The sequence below is a fragment of the Chitinophaga sp. SYP-B3965 genome, assembly GCF_009647655.1.
In the GTDB taxonomy this organism is placed as follows: Bacteria; Bacteroidota; Bacteroidia; order Chitinophagales; family Chitinophagaceae; genus Chitinophaga.
In genome coordinates this window covers 478,460-495,622 of sequence record NZ_WJFD01000001.1, presented here as the reverse complement: position 1 = coordinate 495,622, position 17,163 = coordinate 478,460, and the positions used below count along the sequence as shown (strand labels likewise).

At 45.7% G+C, this 17,163-nt stretch carries 12 protein-coding genes; 4 read left to right on the top strand and 8 right to left on the bottom strand.

What is annotated here, in order from left to right; genetic code table 11:
- Window positions 1-7: 7 nt before the first annotated feature.
- From GFS24_RS01895 to GFS24_RS01870, 6 genes are all read right to left on the bottom strand, one after another.
- Complete coding sequence (locus GFS24_RS01895) at window positions 8-3,436, bottom strand: TonB-dependent receptor (protein WP_153657877.1); 3,429 nt, start codon at window positions 3,434-3,436, stop codon at window positions 8-10.
- Window positions 3,437-3,573: 137 nt separating this feature from the next.
- A complete protein-coding gene (locus GFS24_RS28965; protein ID WP_173002938.1) occupies window positions 3,574-4,590 on the bottom strand; it encodes a FecR family protein in 1,017 nt (338 codons plus the stop codon).
- Between the two features lie 79 nt (window positions 4,591-4,669).
- Window positions 4,670-5,290, bottom strand: a complete 621-nt coding sequence (locus GFS24_RS01885; RefSeq protein ID WP_153657876.1) for an RNA polymerase sigma-70 factor — start codon at window positions 5,288-5,290, stop codon at window positions 4,670-4,672.
- Between the two features lie 67 nt (window positions 5,291-5,357).
- Window positions 5,358-6,530 carry a serine hydrolase gene (locus tag GFS24_RS01880; protein ID WP_153657875.1) on the bottom strand — a complete coding sequence of 391 codons (1,173 nt, stop codon included), beginning with the start codon at window positions 6,528-6,530 and terminating at the stop codon, window positions 5,358-5,360.
- 37 nt (window positions 6,531-6,567) lie between these two features.
- The gene (locus GFS24_RS01875; protein WP_153657874.1) at window positions 6,568-7,209 is read right to left on the bottom strand and encodes a response regulator transcription factor; all 642 of its coding nucleotides are present in this window, start codon (window positions 7,207-7,209) and stop codon (window positions 6,568-6,570) included.
- Between the two features lie 782 nt (window positions 7,210-7,991).
- The gene (locus tag GFS24_RS01870; protein WP_153657873.1) at window positions 7,992-8,372 is read right to left on the bottom strand and encodes a DoxX family protein; all 381 of its coding nucleotides are present in this window, start codon (window positions 8,370-8,372) and stop codon (window positions 7,992-7,994) included.
- Window positions 8,373-8,476: 104 nt separating this feature from the next.
- On the opposite strand from GFS24_RS01870, the gene GFS24_RS01865 reads away from it, so the two are divergent.
- Window positions 8,477-8,824, top strand: a complete 348-nt coding sequence (locus tag GFS24_RS01865) for a helix-turn-helix domain-containing protein (RefSeq protein ID WP_253906376.1) — start codon at window positions 8,477-8,479, stop codon at window positions 8,822-8,824.
- A 121-nt stretch (window positions 8,825-8,945) separates the two neighbouring features.
- Window positions 8,946-9,356 (top strand): VOC family protein, encoded by a 411-nt coding sequence (locus GFS24_RS01860; protein WP_153657871.1) that lies wholly within the window; start codon window positions 8,946-8,948, stop codon window positions 9,354-9,356.
- Between the two features lie 32 nt (window positions 9,357-9,388).
- On the opposite strand, the gene GFS24_RS01855 is transcribed toward GFS24_RS01860, so the two are convergent.
- A complete protein-coding gene (locus GFS24_RS01855) occupies window positions 9,389-10,150 on the bottom strand; it encodes a LytTR family DNA-binding domain-containing protein (RefSeq protein ID WP_173002937.1) in 762 nt (253 codons plus the stop codon).
- Window positions 10,147-13,296, bottom strand: a complete 3,150-nt coding sequence (locus tag GFS24_RS01850; protein ID WP_173002936.1) for a histidine kinase — start codon at window positions 13,294-13,296, stop codon at window positions 10,147-10,149. Before GFS24_RS01850 ends, GFS24_RS01855 begins: the two co-directional genes overlap by 4 nt.
- Before the next feature lie 189 nt (window positions 13,297-13,485).
- Here GFS24_RS01850 and GFS24_RS01845 point away from each other — a divergent pair, with 189 nt between their 5' ends.
- Window positions 13,486-15,933, top strand: coding sequence for a hypothetical protein (locus GFS24_RS01845; RefSeq protein ID WP_153657868.1), 2,448 nt, complete (start codon window positions 13,486-13,488; stop codon window positions 15,931-15,933).
- On the top strand, window positions 15,905-17,146 hold the full coding sequence (locus GFS24_RS01840; RefSeq protein ID WP_153657867.1) for a hypothetical protein: 1,242 nt from the start codon (window positions 15,905-15,907) through the stop codon (window positions 17,144-17,146). Before GFS24_RS01845 ends, GFS24_RS01840 begins: the two co-directional genes overlap by 29 nt.
- Window positions 17,147-17,163: the final 17 nt, after the last annotated feature.

Below are 17,163 nucleotides of genomic sequence, written 5' to 3'. Positions count from 1 at the left end.
TCTCTTTTTAAAATGATAACTGCGCACCAACATTGATCACTTTTTGCAGCGGATAACCTAAACCGTTACCGCCCATTTCCACATCCCAGTCCTTAAACTTGCTGAGCAGTAAAAGGTTGATACCACTGGCGTACACGCGTGTTTTATCAATCTTATATCGTTTGGTGAATGTGGTGGGTAGTGTATAACCCAGTTCCATTGTTTTCAGGCGCAGGAATGCTCCATTGCGCATGAACCAGGTACTTATCTGTGTATTGTTGGCTAAAGGAAGTGAACTGAGGCGTGGCCATTTGGCATAGAGGTTCCTGTCCTGTTCAGACCAATGGTCATCTGCATAAGTCTGCAACAAAGCCCTGCTATACACAAAAGGCGCTGTATTGGCGGCGTCTATCCAGAAGGATTCTCTTGCGAGACCCTGGAAGAAAGCAGACACATCAAAGTTCTTCCAGCCCAGTGAAAAACCGAAACCATATACGATCTCGGGCGTAGTGGGATAACCGATAGGTACCATATCCCGTGTGGTGATCTGACCATCGCCATTTACATCATGGTATTTGATATCACCGGCCCTGTACTCTCCGAATCCCTGCGCCGGCGAGTTCGCTACTTCTGCATCATCTCCGAACAAACGCTCTGCGATATATCCACGCTGCTGCGAAAGCGGCCATCCTACTCTCGATAAATATTTCTCCGTGTAGTCCGGTTCTTCATATACCAAAAACTTACTGGTAGCATAGGTTATATTACCTCTTGCCTGGATCCAGAAGTTAGGATTAAAGTGGTGACTGTAATCTACAGACAGGTCAAAACCTTTACCGGTAGCTTCTCCCAGGTTTGCTTTCACATCTGAGGAAGGGCCTAATGAGCCACCGAGCACACCCATTGTTACAGGGATAAAGGCGCGGGTCATCAGGATGTTCTTGCGATGTTCTGTGTAAACATCCAGGAGGATGTTTATTTTATTGAACAGGCCTATTTCAAGACCGTAGTTTGTTTTCGTGGCTGTTTCCCAGGTGATGTCGTTATTACCATAACGGTTCACAAAAATACCATTGCGGGCATAAGAAAAGGTTGTACCAAATGTAGATCTGCGTCCGCCATCATTCATGTTCACATCTGCGAGATAGAAGAAGCGGTCTTCCGGAGAACCGATGGCATCATTTCCTACGAGGCCATAGGTGTAACGCAGCTTCAGGTTGTTCACCACATTCTCCAGCGGCTTCCAGAAGTTTTCGTTGGATACGATCCAGGCAGCGCCCACAGAGGGGAAGAAACCGAAACGTTTGGACTCATAGAAACGTTCAGAACCATTATAACCAAAGTCGAACTCCGCGAAATACTTATTATCATAAGAATAAGTGTACCTGCCGGAGAGGCCAATGTTGCGGTGCGGCAATGATAATTGCAGGGACCCCCCATTTGCCATCACCTGATTGTTCATCAGGAAAACGAGCAGGGCACTGACGTTATGCTTTTCACTAATGGCTTTATTATAGTTTAAAGAAGTTTGGATATAGGTAGTGGAACTGATGGTCTTCTGCCCTTCTGCATAGTTGAGGTATTCCGTACCGGTGGTAGGGTTCAGCATGTTCAGGCTGTAAGTATCCGCATACTTGTCATAATTGCCTACCTGGTACCAGAAGGGATTATAAAAACGTTTCACATCAAAATAAGAAACGCGGGAGGTATTGAACAACGCATTCAGTACAAGCCCTTCCGTGATCATGGACAGGTTCTGCTTCAATTCAAACTGCGCAACAAGATTAGAACGGGTAGATTGCATATACCCTTTCACCATATCCGCATAAGGGTTGATATAATCACCTGCATCTCCGGCATTCCCGAACATGATATGGTTTACAAATGAATGGGCGGAATCCGTTGGGTAGTAGGCCGGAAACAACACGGGGTTAGCATAGATCACTTTCTGGTACATTTCCGAACCGGTATTCAGCGGACCGGTGTAATCATCAAAAGTGCCGAATAACCTTATGCCTACTTCCGTTGATTTGGTGAGGTTGATGTTCACATTGGAACGCAGGGAATATGTTTTAAGGTTGATATTATTATTGAAGTTATTCCGTTTATCCACTTTCAGCATGCCATTATCCTGGTTCAGCGTGGCTGCCAGGTAATAACGTGCAATCTTACCACCACCGGAAACATTGAAGTTCGCGCGCTGGTTCATGGTGTAATCCTTGAACATTTCCTTACGCCAGTCTGTAGCAGGATAAACAAGTGGATTGGTGCCGGCAATAGTATTATCTATTTTTTCTTCCTGGTAAGGCAGTTTTTCCAGCGGTGTACGCGTGAGCACTGCTTCATTGCCTAAACGCATATAGGTGATAGGATCTGCCAGCTTCACGTTCTTCGTGGGGGCAGACATGGAATTTTCCAAACGTACAGAGATCCTTGCTTTACCTTCCACCCCTTCTTTGGTGGTCACCAGGATCACACCGTTGGCGCCACGTGCACCATATAAAGCAGTGGAAGTGGCATCCTTCATAATGGAGAAGCTGGCGATATCATCTACCTGTAAACGGGACAGATCAGTGGTGGTGAGTTCCACGCCATCTATGAGGATCAGCGGGTCTTTTTTATATCCAAAAGTGGTTACGCCGCGAATGAAGAAGTCTGCATTATCAGCACCTGGTTCCCCGCTCCGCTGATAAGCGATCACTCCAGCCAAACGACCTGCCAGTGCAGTAGTGAGGTTACTGGAAGGTACTTTTAATTCTTTAGGATTAATGGTGGTCATAGCGCCTACCACTTCTTTCTTTTTCTGTGTACCAAACGCAACGATCACGGTTTCTTCCAGTTGATTGGAAGCATAGGCCAGGCGGACGTTGATCACATCCCTTCCACTTATGGTGATCTCCTGTTTGTCAAATCCTACCATACTGTAGATGAGCACAGTAGCATCGTCCGGTATATCCAGTACATATTTACCATTCAGATCCGTAGTGGTTCCTATGCTGGGCGAGCTTTTTACCTGAATAGTAACACCAGGCAGCGGCGAGCCGGAAGTATCTGTAACGGTACCTCTCACATCCTTCTTCACGGTGTTTTCTCCAATGGTGGTAATAGCGATGAGGTTACCTTCCAGCAATTTGTATTCCAGGTTGGCAACAGGCAGTACGGCTCCCAGTACTTTGAATACGGATTCCTCCTGAACGTTCAGGTCTATTTTCCGGTCAATCTTTAACTTCCGTTCGCTAAAAATGAAGTGATACTTCGTTTGTGCTTCAATGAGCAGCAGTACCTTTTTCAGGTCTGCAGACTGCAGGTTCAGGGACACTTTGTCCTGAGAACGTACGGTGGCAGAAACCTGGAGCAGTGATAGCAGGATAAAGAAGAAGGTCAGTTTCATAATCACAAATGCCTTTATTAGCGCATGCTGTGGCCTGAAAGCATACACTAAGTGCTTTTTTTTCATAACTTACGTAGAATTAGTAGTGAATAATAGGAAGCGGCTACCCTTAAATACGGCAACTTCCATTAGATGCTAATGAGCGAGGGATGGTTAGAACATCTCTCGTTTTTTTTGTTACAGCAAAGGCATTTTAATTTTGGTTAGTAAATGATCACACGGTCTTCGACCAGTTTATAGTTGAATCCTTCTGTTAATTGCAATGCTTCTAAAGCCTGTGTCAATGTTTCTTTCTTAAATAATCCTGTAAACCTCAGCTGCTGTATCGCAGTATTTTCAAATTGTATTGTTACGTTATACCAGCGCTCCATCCTGATGGCGAGGTTGGCAAAAGATTCATCACTAAAGATCAGTTTATTGTCCACCCAGGCGGTTTCAATAATGGCACTGTCTTCCGGTGTAAAGTAAGTGGCGCCACTGATCACCGGTTGGTTGTGTAATTGGTTGACACTATCTTTTTTGTTGGCGATGATGAGTTTTTCCGCTGGTTTTAACCGGAACTTTTTCCCGGGGTCCGCTACCAGTGCTACTTCTACTTCCCCTGATATGAGCGTGGCCTCAGAGGTGCTGTCGTCCGGATAGGAACGTACATTGAAACTGGTACCCAATACATTCACATCCATTTTATCTGTGTGTACAACAAAGGGCCTCTCGGCATCTTTGGCTACATCAAAATAGGCTTCTCCTTTCAGGTATACTTCCCTTCTGTTTCCTGAAAAACGGGCGGGGTATTTCAGTTCACTGTCTGCATTCAGCCATACGGTAGTACCATCTGCCAGTTTGATCAGCGAACGGGTGCCGCGGGTGTTATATTCAGATGTCAGCTTCGGTTCCTTCAACATCCACAATGCGGCTGCGGTACAGAGTACCAATGCAGCCGCGGTGCTTAACAGCGGGATCCACCATCTTTTAACAGGGGCAGGTTTCACAACCGGCCACATCGTTTCGTCCATCTGGGATACCAATTTGTCAAATGCATTCCTCGTAGCCTTTTCATCCCCTCCTTTATGACTATTATGCCAATAACGGATGAGGGTTTCCTGGGCTTTGAACAAAGTTGGATCGGCCAGTAACATCGTTTCCAGCTCTTCCTTTTCTTCTGCTGAGATCTCCCCGGATAACTTCCGGGTAAGCAACCAAATAAATCTGTCTGTTTGCATTTTTATAAAGCTTGCGCTGGTAACTGTAAGTAAGACACCATTTCCGGGGCAGGTTACGTACCGGGGTAAAAAATATTTTTTATTGGAGGAGGGCGGCTAAAAGAATAGCCAGGGGGAGTATGGAGGAACCAGCCGTTTTCTGCTGGGTCAGGTAAGGTTGCAGGGTAATATGGAGTTGTTTTACCGCTTTAAACAGTTGTGTTTCCACCGTTCTGTGGGAGAGGTTGAGGATCTCTGCCACTTCCCGGGGTTTAAAACCTTCTTCTTTGATCAGGCGGAAGATCTGGCGCCTGCCGGGTGGCAGCATTTCTACTGCTTCATCCAGCCTTGCCAGCAATTCCCGCCATTCTGTGGCCCTGGAAGGGTCAAAGGAATGAATAATGCCCAGTTCCTCGCTATCCTCCGTTGAGATAACACGGTAGGCGGAGTATTTGCGCATGTGGTTGAGGCTCTGGTTGCGGATGGCGGTGAAAAGGTATTTCTCAATATGCACCACTTCCCGAAAAGACTGCCTGCCCGTCCATAATTTGAGGAACAGATCAGATACGATCTCTTCTGCTACCTGGTGGCTGTGCACATATTCAACGGAGAATTTGACCAGCCTTTGATAACAGAGATGAAATAACGTTTCAAATGATTTTTGATCATCATCCTGGCAGATGTTCTGCCATAAGGTAGAGAGATGCGTTTTATCAGTCATACGTGGAAACGGTCAGGAACATTCCTGAACTCCTAAAGTAATTTTAATAAATTAATAAAACAAGCTTTTACTTTTCGCTTTTATTAAATTGGAGCGTACGGCCATTACCTTCTGCTTTCAGCCCCGTGATCCGTCCTGTACTATCCTGCTCAAAAATAAGCCGGATGTTCACTTTCTTACCAAAGAATTCCAAAGGGCCGCTGGCGAAGATCTCAAACGCGGGGTTGCTGCCGAGTTTGGCGTAGAGTTTTTCATTTACGTTTATGATCTGCAAAGTTTCATACCTGCCCGCGAACTTTGCCGGATCTGCTATTTTGATAGGTGTATTTATCTGCGGCATTTCAAAGGGGCGGTTAAAGATGATCTTCTCTATATCGTGCCACATTTCATTTACCGGCATAGCGGATACATTACTGAGCAGGATAATGGAGATGCTGTCTTTGGGATACACTACATTAATAGCAGAACATCCAAATGATCCCCCGCCATGATAATAAGCATCGCCTTCTTTCGTCCATCCGTATGTATAGTCATTGCAGGTATTGTTCCATAACAACAGGTCTTTTGCAGTGGTGTACACGTCCCCGCTTCCTTTCATCAGGGAGGCATCGCGGTAAGGCGCTGTGATTAAACTATCTCCCATCATGTGGTAACCGGTGGTCATAGATGGGAAGATGGTTTGCATGTTATATACGCCTGTGCTTTTTAAAGGCAGCTTAGATCTGAGGATATTTTCATAAGAATTTTTATATACTTTTTCCAGGATGCAGGCCAGCAGAAAATAACCGGGGCTGGAATAATGTGTTCCCTTTTCCAGCAATTTCATTTGCAGTATTTCCGCCAGCGCCTGTTCTTTTGTAAGCGGCAGGCGGGATTTGATGGTCCAGTAATCTGTGATCCCTTCATTATGCGGGATGCCTGATGTGTGGGTCAATAATTCTTCTATGGTGATCTTAGGCCAACGGTTAGGGATATAGGAAGACAGTGAATCCGTTAAACGGAGCTTCCCTTCTTTTGCTGCCTGTACAATTAACCAGGCGGTGAATGATTTAGTGACAGAGGCGATGCGGAACTTGTTATCTATGCTGATGGGCACGTTTAATTCCACAGAAGCCATACCTATTGTTTGCTGATAGAGTACCTTATCATGCTTTGCTACGAGCAGGATACCGCTAAAGCCCAGTCTTTCATGCTGTATCTGCATGTACTGTAATAAAAGAGAGAGGATGATTGTTTTCATACCCGGTTAGTTGCGGGAAAACGGAAAACATTACAGGCTATTTTTCTTTTCCCTGATTTTTGATCACATAGTGGAGTAAAGCATAGTGACCAGAGATATTCAGCTTACGGGCAATATTATAACGGTGGTTCTCTACGGTTTTCATGCTGATAGACATTTCTATCGCTATTTCCCTGGCAGTAAGCCCTCCGGCTACCATGCGGTAGATCCTGAATTCGGTTTTACTTAATTTCTCTGCCACATCAACGGGGATCTCTAATGTCTCCATTGTCATCTGTTTGGACGATGCGGCTATTTCTTCAAAACGGTTGAGGCGTGCTTTGATGCTCATCAGCAGGTCCTGTGTATTTAATGGTGTGGCCAGGTAATCATCCGCGCCGAGGTTCATGCTAAAGCGGGCATGTTTTAATTCCGGTTTACCATTGATAAGAATAACAGGGATATGTTTCAGGCGCCGGTTACTGCGCATTTCAATGAGGAACTGGTGGCTGCTGCTGTTACGCAACTGCGCACTGCAGATAATTAAATTGGGCAGCACATCTGTACTTAGTAAGATGGCGGCTTTGGGAGAATTGGCAATGTTTATTTCATACTTATGCTGGCGGAGCAATAGCTCCACCTGGCGGCTGGCGGTAGGATCATCTTCTAATAGTAGTATTTTAATGACTTTATTTTTCATTAATTCGTCTATGGCCGCCAATAGAGAGGCCCCAGATCCAGCTGTGGAAATGAGGAGTGCTATTGGACGATATCATTCAGATCCGGAACAGATTGTATGTAATCAGCGCAGTAGTTCAGGCAGATCAAGGGTTTTCATATATCCACTACAGGAGAGGATATAACAGAGATATGGCTCTTGAAGTTTGATGTCTTAGCTATTAATTTACTTTGCAACTGCTACACGAATCTCATTACATATTTAATCTTTTAAAAGACAGATCTTATGAAGTATAAATGGTTTAACAGGATATTCGATTTGTTTTCACTGTTGCATTTTCAAGTCATGATCATATTTTCCCTGCTGTTTAGTTTAACATAGTCTTTGATATTCTCTTTGAGGAGGTTTTATTTCAGATAGGTTATTATTTTATTCACGTCTTTTTGGGGGGGACGGCGTTGGCAAATTTATTTAAATCAGCATAAAATTGCTGTGTTTTTTATTGGTTTGGAGATAATTCTGGAGAGGCAATTTCAAAAATGAGGGAAAACACCCAATTTCCCGGGGGTATTTCCTCATTTATCCTTTGATTATCAATATACTTTCTTTTTATGCACACCTGTTAGCATCTTTGCATCACAATTCTGCTTTTAGACGATTTTATTATAACCATTCCTATTTCACAACCGATTCCCTGCTGAAGTTGGGGCTGACATCAGGTCAGCCCCAATGGGATTTCCGTAAAATAGAATGGGCTACGCTGTTATAGCGTAGCCCATGAAAGCCTTTCTTTTATACTGCTATTAAGCTGTTGCTACAGCTGTTTTATTTCCCTTCTTCTGATACATTACATAGGAAACCACGAGCACTGCTAAGAAAATAAGCGGCCCCATGCGGTTAGCTACCGGATCTCCGGATACCGTATGTGCAATGAAAGCGGAAACAAAGGTGATGGCAAAACCTGCATACGTCCATTCTTTGATCTTCGCGGAAACGGGTGCTACCAATAAAATGGCGCCGATCAGTTTGGCGATCCCTAATTCTATCCTGAAATAAGCCGGAAATCCGAGATGCTGAAAACCCTGCGCTACAGCAGGATCTGTAAAGTAGGCATAGGCTGAGTACACCATCATGAATGCGATGATCCCTGTTGCTGCCCAGTAGGTAATTTTTATTCCTTTCATGCTGCTATTTTTTGATAACACAAAACTATCTAACTTTGCTAACAGAAAGATAGTAGTATACTAAAGGATAGTAGTAACCTTTAGGATAGTTAAAACGAATGTATATGAATGAATGTGAAAGAGGCATTGCGGCATTGGAAGATGCCCTGTATGCCATAGGCGGGAAATGGAAGCTGCGGATCGTGAGTGCCCTGAAAGATAGCGGGGCGAGGCGTTTTAATGAGCTGCAGCGAACAGTGAAGGGTATTTCTCCCCGCGTGCTCTCCAATGAACTGAAAGAGCTTGAAATGAATGGTTTTGTAAAACGGATCGTGCATGCACAATCACCGGTACTGGTGGAATATGAGTTAACGCCATACAGTGATACCCTGAAAGATGTATTGGTTGCTTTAATTCAGTGGGGAGCAAATCACCGGGTGAGAGTGAGGGAGGGTGCCCATTCAGCAGTCTAGTGGCATCTAACGGTGCCCCCTGTACTTTTCCTGTCGCAATTGCCCCAGAGATTGTCGCTTTTGCACATGCTGCCAGTTTGGGATAGATAGTATGTTTGTATCAGAACTAAATCAATACAACATGGCACAACAAATTTATGTTAACCTGCCGGTTAAAGACCTTGCAAGGACCAATGCATTCTTCAGTCAACTTGGCTATACTTTTAACCCGAACTTTTCTGATGATAAGGCTACCTGCATGATCATCACGGAGGACATTTTCGTGATGCTGTTACAGGAGGAATTCTTTAAAGGTTTTACGAATAAGGAAATACCGGATACGCGGAAAACATCTGAAGTGATCGTATCCTTCTCTGCGGAAAGCAGGGCTGCTGTAGATGAACTGGTGAGTAAAGCTGTAGCGGCCGGCGCTACTACTCCCAATGAACCACAGGATATGGGTTTTATGTATCAGCATGGCTTCCAGGACCTGGATGGCCACCTCTGGGAATACCTTTACATGGATGCGAGTGCTATGCCGCCCGCTGAATAATATTAAAAAGGCCCGTATGTTACGGGCTTTTTTTAGAATTTATAATACTCTTTGATCCGCGCCAGGAAATGATCTTTCTTTCTCCTGGATACCTCCAGTTCTGTATCGTTGCTTAAGATGATACTGCCCCCCTCTCCTTTTATATACTCTTTGATGTGCAGCATGTTCACGAGGTATGATTTGTGGATGCGGCAAAAAGAAGAGTCCTGCAGCAACAGTTCAAAATCAATGATAGAACGGGAAGATACGAGGGGTTTACCCGTTGTGAGGTAAAAGGTAGTGTAGGTATTATCTGCCTGGCAATAAATGATGTCCGCCAGGTGTACCAGCAGGAAACCTTTTGTATGTGGTATACACACCTTCATCTCCTGGGGATGCTGGATATTCTTCAGGTTATATTTTAATACTTCTATAGACACGGGGTCTGATGCAGTGTGCAGCCTTCTTTCTACCCGGTTCACCGCTTTGATCAGCAGTTCTTCATCAATGGGCTTCAGGATGTAATCTATGGCGCTGAAGCGGAAGGCCTGCAACATGAACTCGTTGTAAGCGGTGATAAAAATGATCTCGAAAGGAATGGTCTCCAACTCATTCAGGAGATCGAATCCGCTTTTCCCCGGCATGGCAATATCCAGGAAAAGCAGATCGGGCTGTTGCAACAGGATCTGTTTCTGTGTAGCAGCTGCGCTGTTGCATTCGGCCACCACTTTAACGGATGGGCAATGCATCTCCAATAGTTTGCGCAACGTTTCCACACTGGGTACCTCATCGTCTGTTATGATCGCTTTAATCATATGATCTTCCATATTAAAGTGACAATTGTACCGGTTTCTTCCGTATGCCTGTCCCCTTTATCGGTAAAGGTGATAACACAATCTGTATTATATTTCTGCCGCAATAGCAGGATCCTCTTCTGGATATTTTCAATACCCATGGAAAGATGCCGGGTGGTGCTGTTGTGGCCAGTTGTTTTGTTGATGCCTACGCCGTTGTCCTCTATTTCGCAAACGAGGTAATCTTCATCTTTGGAAAAAGAGATCTTCAGCTGTTTCTTTTCTTCAATGGCCTGCAAGCCATGCCATATGGCATTCTCGGCCAGCGGCTGGATGAGCATGGGGGCAATCATGATCTCTTCTGTATCCAGCAAGGCATCTACCTTCATCTCGTATTCAAAATTCGTAAAACGGATCTGCTCCATTTTAAGATAATTATGGAGGTAGTTAATATTCTGTTGCAGGGTGATAAATGAGCGTTTACTATGGTCCAGGTTCTCCCTGATCAGTTGTGCAAATTTGTTGAGGTACCGGGAAGCATCTTCGTTCTGATTATAGATGATCATGCCCACAATACTGTTGAGGCAGTTGAATATAAAATGGGGATTCATCTGGGCATGCAGGGCCTTCATTTCCATCTCTGCGAGCTGCTGGTTCATCACGGCCAGTTCCAGTTCCAGCTGCAAACGGCCTTTCATTTCTTCGTTCTGCTTAGCCTGTGCATCGAACTTCACGGCGGCAGCCCTGCGCAATATCAGTTCCCGCCATTTTAATAAAGAAAGTACGGCGGCTACCAGCAATAATAGGGAGAGGGATATGAACCACCAGGTATTCCAGAAGGGCGGATCAATGATGATCACAAGCTGTTTTGTTTTTTCGTCCTGGTTCCTGTCCAATGCTTTTATGTACAGGGTGTATTTACCGGGCGAAAGGCTGGTCATATTAATGCTGCGCAGGTTCCTTAACGGCACCCATGCACGGCTTTCATTGAGACGGTAGTAGAACTGGTAACTGGAGGTGCTGTTGTAATTGATCAGGGTGAAGCGGATGGAAAGGTTGTTCCGCTTATAGGGGAATTGTACGGTATCACCGGGGTAGTGTATTAAAGCATCCGGCGCCGTTATCTGCTCTACGAGGATGTTGTTATTATTCTGTACAATAGGTTCCCCGGAAGGCCGGAAGCGGATCAGGTACTTTGCCAGTAAAGCATAACATTGATCTGCGGCTTCATCGTAAAAGATATACCGTGCGCTGGGCCTTCCTTCAGGAATGCCATCTTTTGTGCCGTAGATATTGGAGTTCCCGGATTGCAGATCAATATTCCCGATCTGGTTGCTGGGAGTGGAAAACCAGATCTTGCCGGCCACTTCTTTATTGGATAAATTAACGAGGGCATTGAAAGAAAAACCTTCCAGGAGCGTATGACTAATGAAGCGTTTTTCTTTAATGCGGTATTCCTGTAATCCATTTTCAAAACTGTGCATCCATAATGATCCCCTGTTGTCCGTCGTGATGGTGAGGATGTCATCTTCTTCTTTATTCAATCCCTTATACCGTGTTATCAAAGTGTCAAAGCGGTTTTCTTTGTAGTTCCAGCGAGCGAGGCCGTAACCGGAGATCCATGCATCGCCGTATGCATCATACACTACCTGCTTTGCACGGTCGAATGGCAATTTCGGGTTTGTTTTACTGGTATAACAGGTAAACTGGCGGGTGTGTATATTGTATTTTGCTACCACACCTCCGCGTGGTTTCAGCATCCAGGTATCGCCGTTCTGCATAACAGGGTTCAGGGTGATCCTTTGGTGTTGCAGTTCTTCCGGCAGTACCACTTTACCATTGTGATAGTTCTTTACATTCAGCCAGGTGATGCCATCATCTGTACCTATCCATAAAGTATCCGGGTAATAACATTGAACGGAAGGGTTTTCATCTCCTTCCCTGCTGATGCCGGGCAAGGTGATCTTTTTTATGATCTGCATGGTGGCTGTATCCACTATCGTTACATGGGGTTGCCTCGCGGCTTTGGCAAGGTATAAACGATCTTTATACCTTGTCATGTGGCAGAAATAGGAATACCCTTCTGCAGCATAATCATTCAGCAACCAGGAAGTGAATAAGGGCGGTTCTTTCTTTTCACAAAGCAATCCATTAGAAGTACCCACCCATAACCGCTGCTCTTTATCTGTAAAAATATAATTACACTTATATCCTTTCAGCCACCTGCTTTCATCGAATATGATATCTCCGGTCTGTTCATCCAGCTGAAAGGTATAATAGCCGGAACCGCCGGACGAAAGGGCAAAACGGTCCTTGCTTAAAGGAAAGATCCTGCTTTCTTCTGAAAGATCGCTGTGGATCGCAGCCGGGATGTCAACCGTTTTTATGCTGCGGGTGGCGGCATTGTAAAATGTTATCTTCTGTTGCAGGGCATGCACCATCATAAAACGAACGGAATCCAGCTGGTAACGCACCAGCCAATCTTCTCCCGGTGGATAGAATGCAGACCATTCTGCCGGCAGTGCTGTTTTGTAACGGATGAATTTATTGGTGGCCGGTATGTAAAGGGAAACGCCTTCTTTTTTTGTAAACAATAAAGCATTGTTATCCGGCAGCAGGAAAATATTCCTGCCATAATTCAACAAGCCGCTTCCTACCGGCCCTGATCGCAGGCGGTTAAAACCCAATGCCATCTTACCTGCGGTATCTATTACATAAAACCCGATGGAAGCGCTCAGGGCAAAGGAACCGTTCTTTAACCGCATTACATCTACGAGGCGGTTAGGGTTGGCGTGGTCATTTTCCTTTTCCGGCAGGAGATAATTCCTGCGTGCCAGGGTAGCTGTATTCACCTGCTGCAGACCTTTTTGTGTAAGCACCAGGATCTCATGCCCGCCTGTTCTTTTCAGTTCTATGATATGGTTGCCCGGAATGCTGTAGCTGGTGGTATCATGATAGAAGTTCTGGAATACGTTGCCATCAAAGCGGTTCAGCCCGTTCTCTGTACCCAGCCAGATATACCCCAGGGCATCCTGCGTGATACAGAAAACATTATTATCAGATAATCCCTGTTGTACTGTATACCGTTCAAAGGAGCTTGCCTGTAGTTGCGCATGCGCTGCAATGCCGTATACCAGGAGGCAGAAGATCAGGAAGTGTTTCTTCATGGGGTTTTGAAAAAGCTCTTGTAAAGCTACAATAAATATAAATCCCTGAAAACCCTTTACAAGAAGATATTTACCGGATTCAGCCCAAACCTGCCTTTCCCGGTTTTGCATTATAAAAAACGAAATAATGCAAATACTTTCGATCCTGTAGAATACAATACATACTGGTAACCCCAAAAAAGAAATATTATGGAATCCCCCTTCCTGCATTTCCCCAATCTTGAAAGAGATGTGAATGCTGAACCGCTGCCCGTGGTAAAGGAGACTTACACGGAAAGCCCCTTTCTCAATGTCAATAAGCTCTATGGCAAACCACAGGGCTTTGATAAAAAAGCGGAAGCTTATGTGACCATTATGAATGAGTTACATGATGATGAGTTTTCTGAGCAGATGGAAGATCTGCTGAACGAGATGAAAGACTTCCGTGAAAAATATGCTTCGCAGAGCGGCTACATGAACAATGAAGTATATTCACGCCAGCTTACCCAAAGCTATTACCAGCCCATGTTACGGGAGATGAACGGCTACTTCGACAAGATGGTGCAATATGGCCAGGAGGTAGATAACAACCTCCGGAGTGCTACAGACCTTGAAACACTTTTCTCCGATTATGAATTTAATGGCACGGACCTCACAGATGTGCAGGAACAATTCCTTGGCGGCCTTAAGAAGGCTTTTAAGAAAGTGGTAGGTGTGGCCAAAAAAGTAGGCAAAGGCGCTATTGCTGCTGGTAAGTTTGTAGCCAAAGCAGCCCTTGGCCCTATCCTCAACCGTGTATCAGGGATCTTTAAAAAGTTCCTGGCCGGTGTACTCAAAGATGGTATTAACCTGCTGCCCGGAAAATACAGGAACATTGCGCAATCCCTGGCAGGTAAACTTTTGCCTGCCAGCATGCGCCCTCAGCCAGCGGCTGCTGCGGCTATTGCTCCTGCTGCATCTTTTGCTTCTGCTGTTACCCCAGCGGCTCCTATGATGCCAGAACCGGACTCTACCAGTGATATGGCTGCAGACCTGCAGGATGGTATGAATGCTGCGGCTGCACAGGTATTAACGGCAGAGAATGAAATGGAATGGCAACTGATGGAAGCGGAACTGGATAAGGCTTTGGATGAAACGCCTGATGAAAACGAAGACATGCTTTCTGCTGCCAGGTCACGTTTCGTGCAACAACTGAACGAACTGGAAGACGGAGATAATCCTGCTCCCGCAGTAGAACAATTTGCCCCCATCGTTACCACGGCCCTGAAATTTGCACTCCCCCTGATAGGCAGGGAAAGAGTGAAGGGCTGGCTCACTTCCCTTATCAGTAAACTCATCACCCCCTTTATTGGAAAAGATAATTCCCAGATGCTTTCCCGACTCATGGTAGACAAGGGCTTTACCATGCTGAACCTGGAAACGGCAGAAGGGAATGCGGGCACTACGGCCGTTGCGGAAGTAGTAGAGAACACGATCCGGCAGGTACCGGAGTTTCCTTCATATGTGCTGGAAGACAGGCAGCTATTTGAACGTTACATTGTGCAGGCCTTTGAAAGATCTGCCGCCGCTTATCTGCCGGATGTTCTTCCTGAAAAAGCTTACGATGCCCAGCCAGAGCTACGGGAAACCAATGAAAGATCTGTTGTCTGGAAAAATGAACCTCCTTCCGCCGAAGAAGCAGCACCGGGATACAAGGTGCTGAATGAAGTGATCGAAACTGAGATCAACCCATTTATTGCCAACGAGATCAAAACATTTGGCGGTATTCCTTTATCAGTTTTCCTGCGGGACAAACTGGGCATCTCTGTTAGCTCAAGCATTCCGGTGAAAGTACATCTGTTTGAATCTTCTCCCCGGAACGACCTCTTCCAGATTGCTAAAAAAGCAAAACGGGTACGTGGTTTAGGCAATGCATCCAGAAGTGCCTGGATGCAATTGCATCCGCTTACTTCTGTAGCAGCAGGATTGCTCATGCGTGAACCCGGCCTTGGTTGCAGGAAAGCAAAAGAGAATTGCCTGGGTAAAAGGAAAAGTGCACAGGGCCACCGTTACTATTATCTTGAAATTGATGGTGCACGCCCGCAATACTTTCAGCCCGCAAAAGGCAGGCAGGTGTTAAGAAGACATACTTCCCTCAAAGCGCGTTTGAATTTTGTGACAAATGAAATAAATATGCAGCTTTACCTCAGTGAAAGTGATGCACAGGCTGTTGCGGCCTGCCTGCGGAAAAAGAACCAGTCTGAGGCTGCACACATCATGGTGATGATGGCTTTCAAAGAAGGGATCAAAAATATATTCAGCTACGGTAAGTTCGATTATTTAAAGATCGTTCACCAGCATGTAGTGCCGGGTAATCATTCCGGCATGGCCATAGACAAAGTGCCACCGGTGATCACACGCGCTTTCAGTAATGCGCTGGTGAACTGGGCCGGCAAAGCAATGATTAGCTTCCTGCGGGAAAACGGAGATAAACTGATCCAGGCTGCAGAACACGATGCAGATGGCCTGAGCCTCCGTTTAAATTTCTCCAGCCCTCCGGACCTTGAGATCATGAAAGAAATGCTGTCTGGCAATTACGCCACGGTGAAAGAAGATCTCTTTACTGATCACCCCAAAGAAAGTACGATACATGCAAGTCCGGGACATCAGCAGGATTAAGTACGAACCGCAGCTGATACAAGCCAATCACTGGCTGGCAGCAGCAAAGCGGCTGGAAGACCTGGATGCCCTTGCCAGTGAACTGGCATGGAAAAGCCTGGAACAATATGTACATCCGCATCTCCGGCAGCATTTATCCATCTGTGTTAAAAAGCTGGTGGAAAAAGGAGAAGCGATGCGGCAAAGGCTCCATACAGGAACTGCTACTGCTTACGAAATAGAAAGGTTCAAAAGGAGTTACCTGCAAGTGGAAACACTGATGGACTTCTATGCAGATGCATTAGCCACCCGCACCAATCCTGCTACCACGGCCACATTAAAAGCATGTGATTATATAGCAGAACACAGCATGCGGACCTTGCTGGAACCATTGGGCCATACTACTCCTGCGGTGATCACTTATATCGATAAAGGCATGGGTGCTTCCATCCTCAAAGCAGGCTTGCGCCTCTGGGATGATTCGGAAAACCCTGCTGCGGCCATCAAGATCGTAAGGCATAACCTGCTAAGGCCCACAGCGCTGATCCATGAAGCGGGGCACCAGGTAGCACATATCACAGGGTGGAATGAACAATTGTCCGCCGCATTGCGGAAAGCGTTGTTGAAATACGGCGTTGACTTTGCAGAAAGTTGGGCTGCGTGGTCATCTGAAATAGCGGCGGACATCTTTGCTTTTGTTCATACGGGCTTTGCTTCTGTAGCAGCTTTGCACGATGTGGTGGATGGCCCTTCCCGTGGTGTGCTTCATTATTCACCCGGCGACCCGCATCCTATCAGTTTCCTTCGTGTGCTGGTAGGAACAGAATGCTGCCGGCAGCGTTTTGGAAACGGCATCTGGGATCATATGCGCCACAACTGGATGCGCAGGCATCCGCTGGAAAATGCAAGACCCAAAACAGCAGCACTGGTCCGTGCTTCGATCCCTTTGTTACCGGAGATCGTAAAGGTATTACTGGATTATCCTTTACGGGCCTTCCAGGGCAAAAGTATCAGTCAACAGATAGATGTGAATGCTGTACATCCTGCCAGTCTGCAACGTACGGCAGATCTCTACGGCAACTCTTTTTATACTTCTGCTCCGCTCCTGCTGAAAGCACCATTGATCAGGCTTGCCTGGAATGGTTATCAGCTGATAGCAGAACCGGCACAGGCGGAACAATTCCAGGATCAACAAAGATCATGGATGCAACTTTTAGGAACCTCAATTAAATAACTCTAATAATTACTACA

Coding starts and splice junctions, on each gene's coding strand:
- GFS24_RS01860 (WP_153657871.1), top strand. CDS start 8,946: ATGGCACAACAAATTTATGTTAACCTGCCGGTTAAAGACCTTGCAAGG.
- GFS24_RS01850 (WP_173002936.1), bottom strand. CDS start 13,296: ATGAAGAAACACTTCCTGATCTTCTGCCTCCTGGTATACGGCATTGCA.
- GFS24_RS01885 (WP_153657876.1), bottom strand. CDS start 5,290: ATGACTGATAAAACGCATCTCTCTACCTTATGGCAGAACATCTGCCAG.
- GFS24_RS01865 (WP_253906376.1), top strand. CDS start 8,477: ATGAATGAATGTGAAAGAGGCATTGCGGCATTGGAAGATGCCCTGTAT.
- GFS24_RS01840 (WP_153657867.1), top strand. CDS start 15,905: ATGCAAGTCCGGGACATCAGCAGGATTAAGTACGAACCGCAGCTGATA.
- GFS24_RS01880 (WP_153657875.1), bottom strand. CDS start 6,530: ATGAAAACAATCATCCTCTCTCTTTTATTACAGTACATGCAGATACAG.
- GFS24_RS01895 (WP_153657877.1), bottom strand. CDS start 3,436: ATGAAAAAAAAGCACTTAGTGTATGCTTTCAGGCCACAGCATGCGCTA.
- GFS24_RS01855 (WP_173002937.1), bottom strand. CDS start 10,150: ATGATTAAAGCGATCATAACAGACGATGAGGTACCCAGTGTGGAAACG.
- GFS24_RS28965 (WP_173002938.1), bottom strand. CDS start 4,590: ATGCAAACAGACAGATTTATTTGGTTGCTTACCCGGAAGTTATCCGGG.
- GFS24_RS01875 (WP_153657874.1), bottom strand. CDS start 7,209: ATGAAAAATAAAGTCATTAAAATACTACTATTAGAAGATGATCCTACC.
- GFS24_RS01845 (WP_153657868.1), top strand. CDS start 13,486: ATGGAATCCCCCTTCCTGCATTTCCCCAATCTTGAAAGAGATGTGAAT.
- GFS24_RS01870 (WP_153657873.1), bottom strand. CDS start 8,372: ATGAAAGGAATAAAAATTACCTACTGGGCAGCAACAGGGATCATCGCA.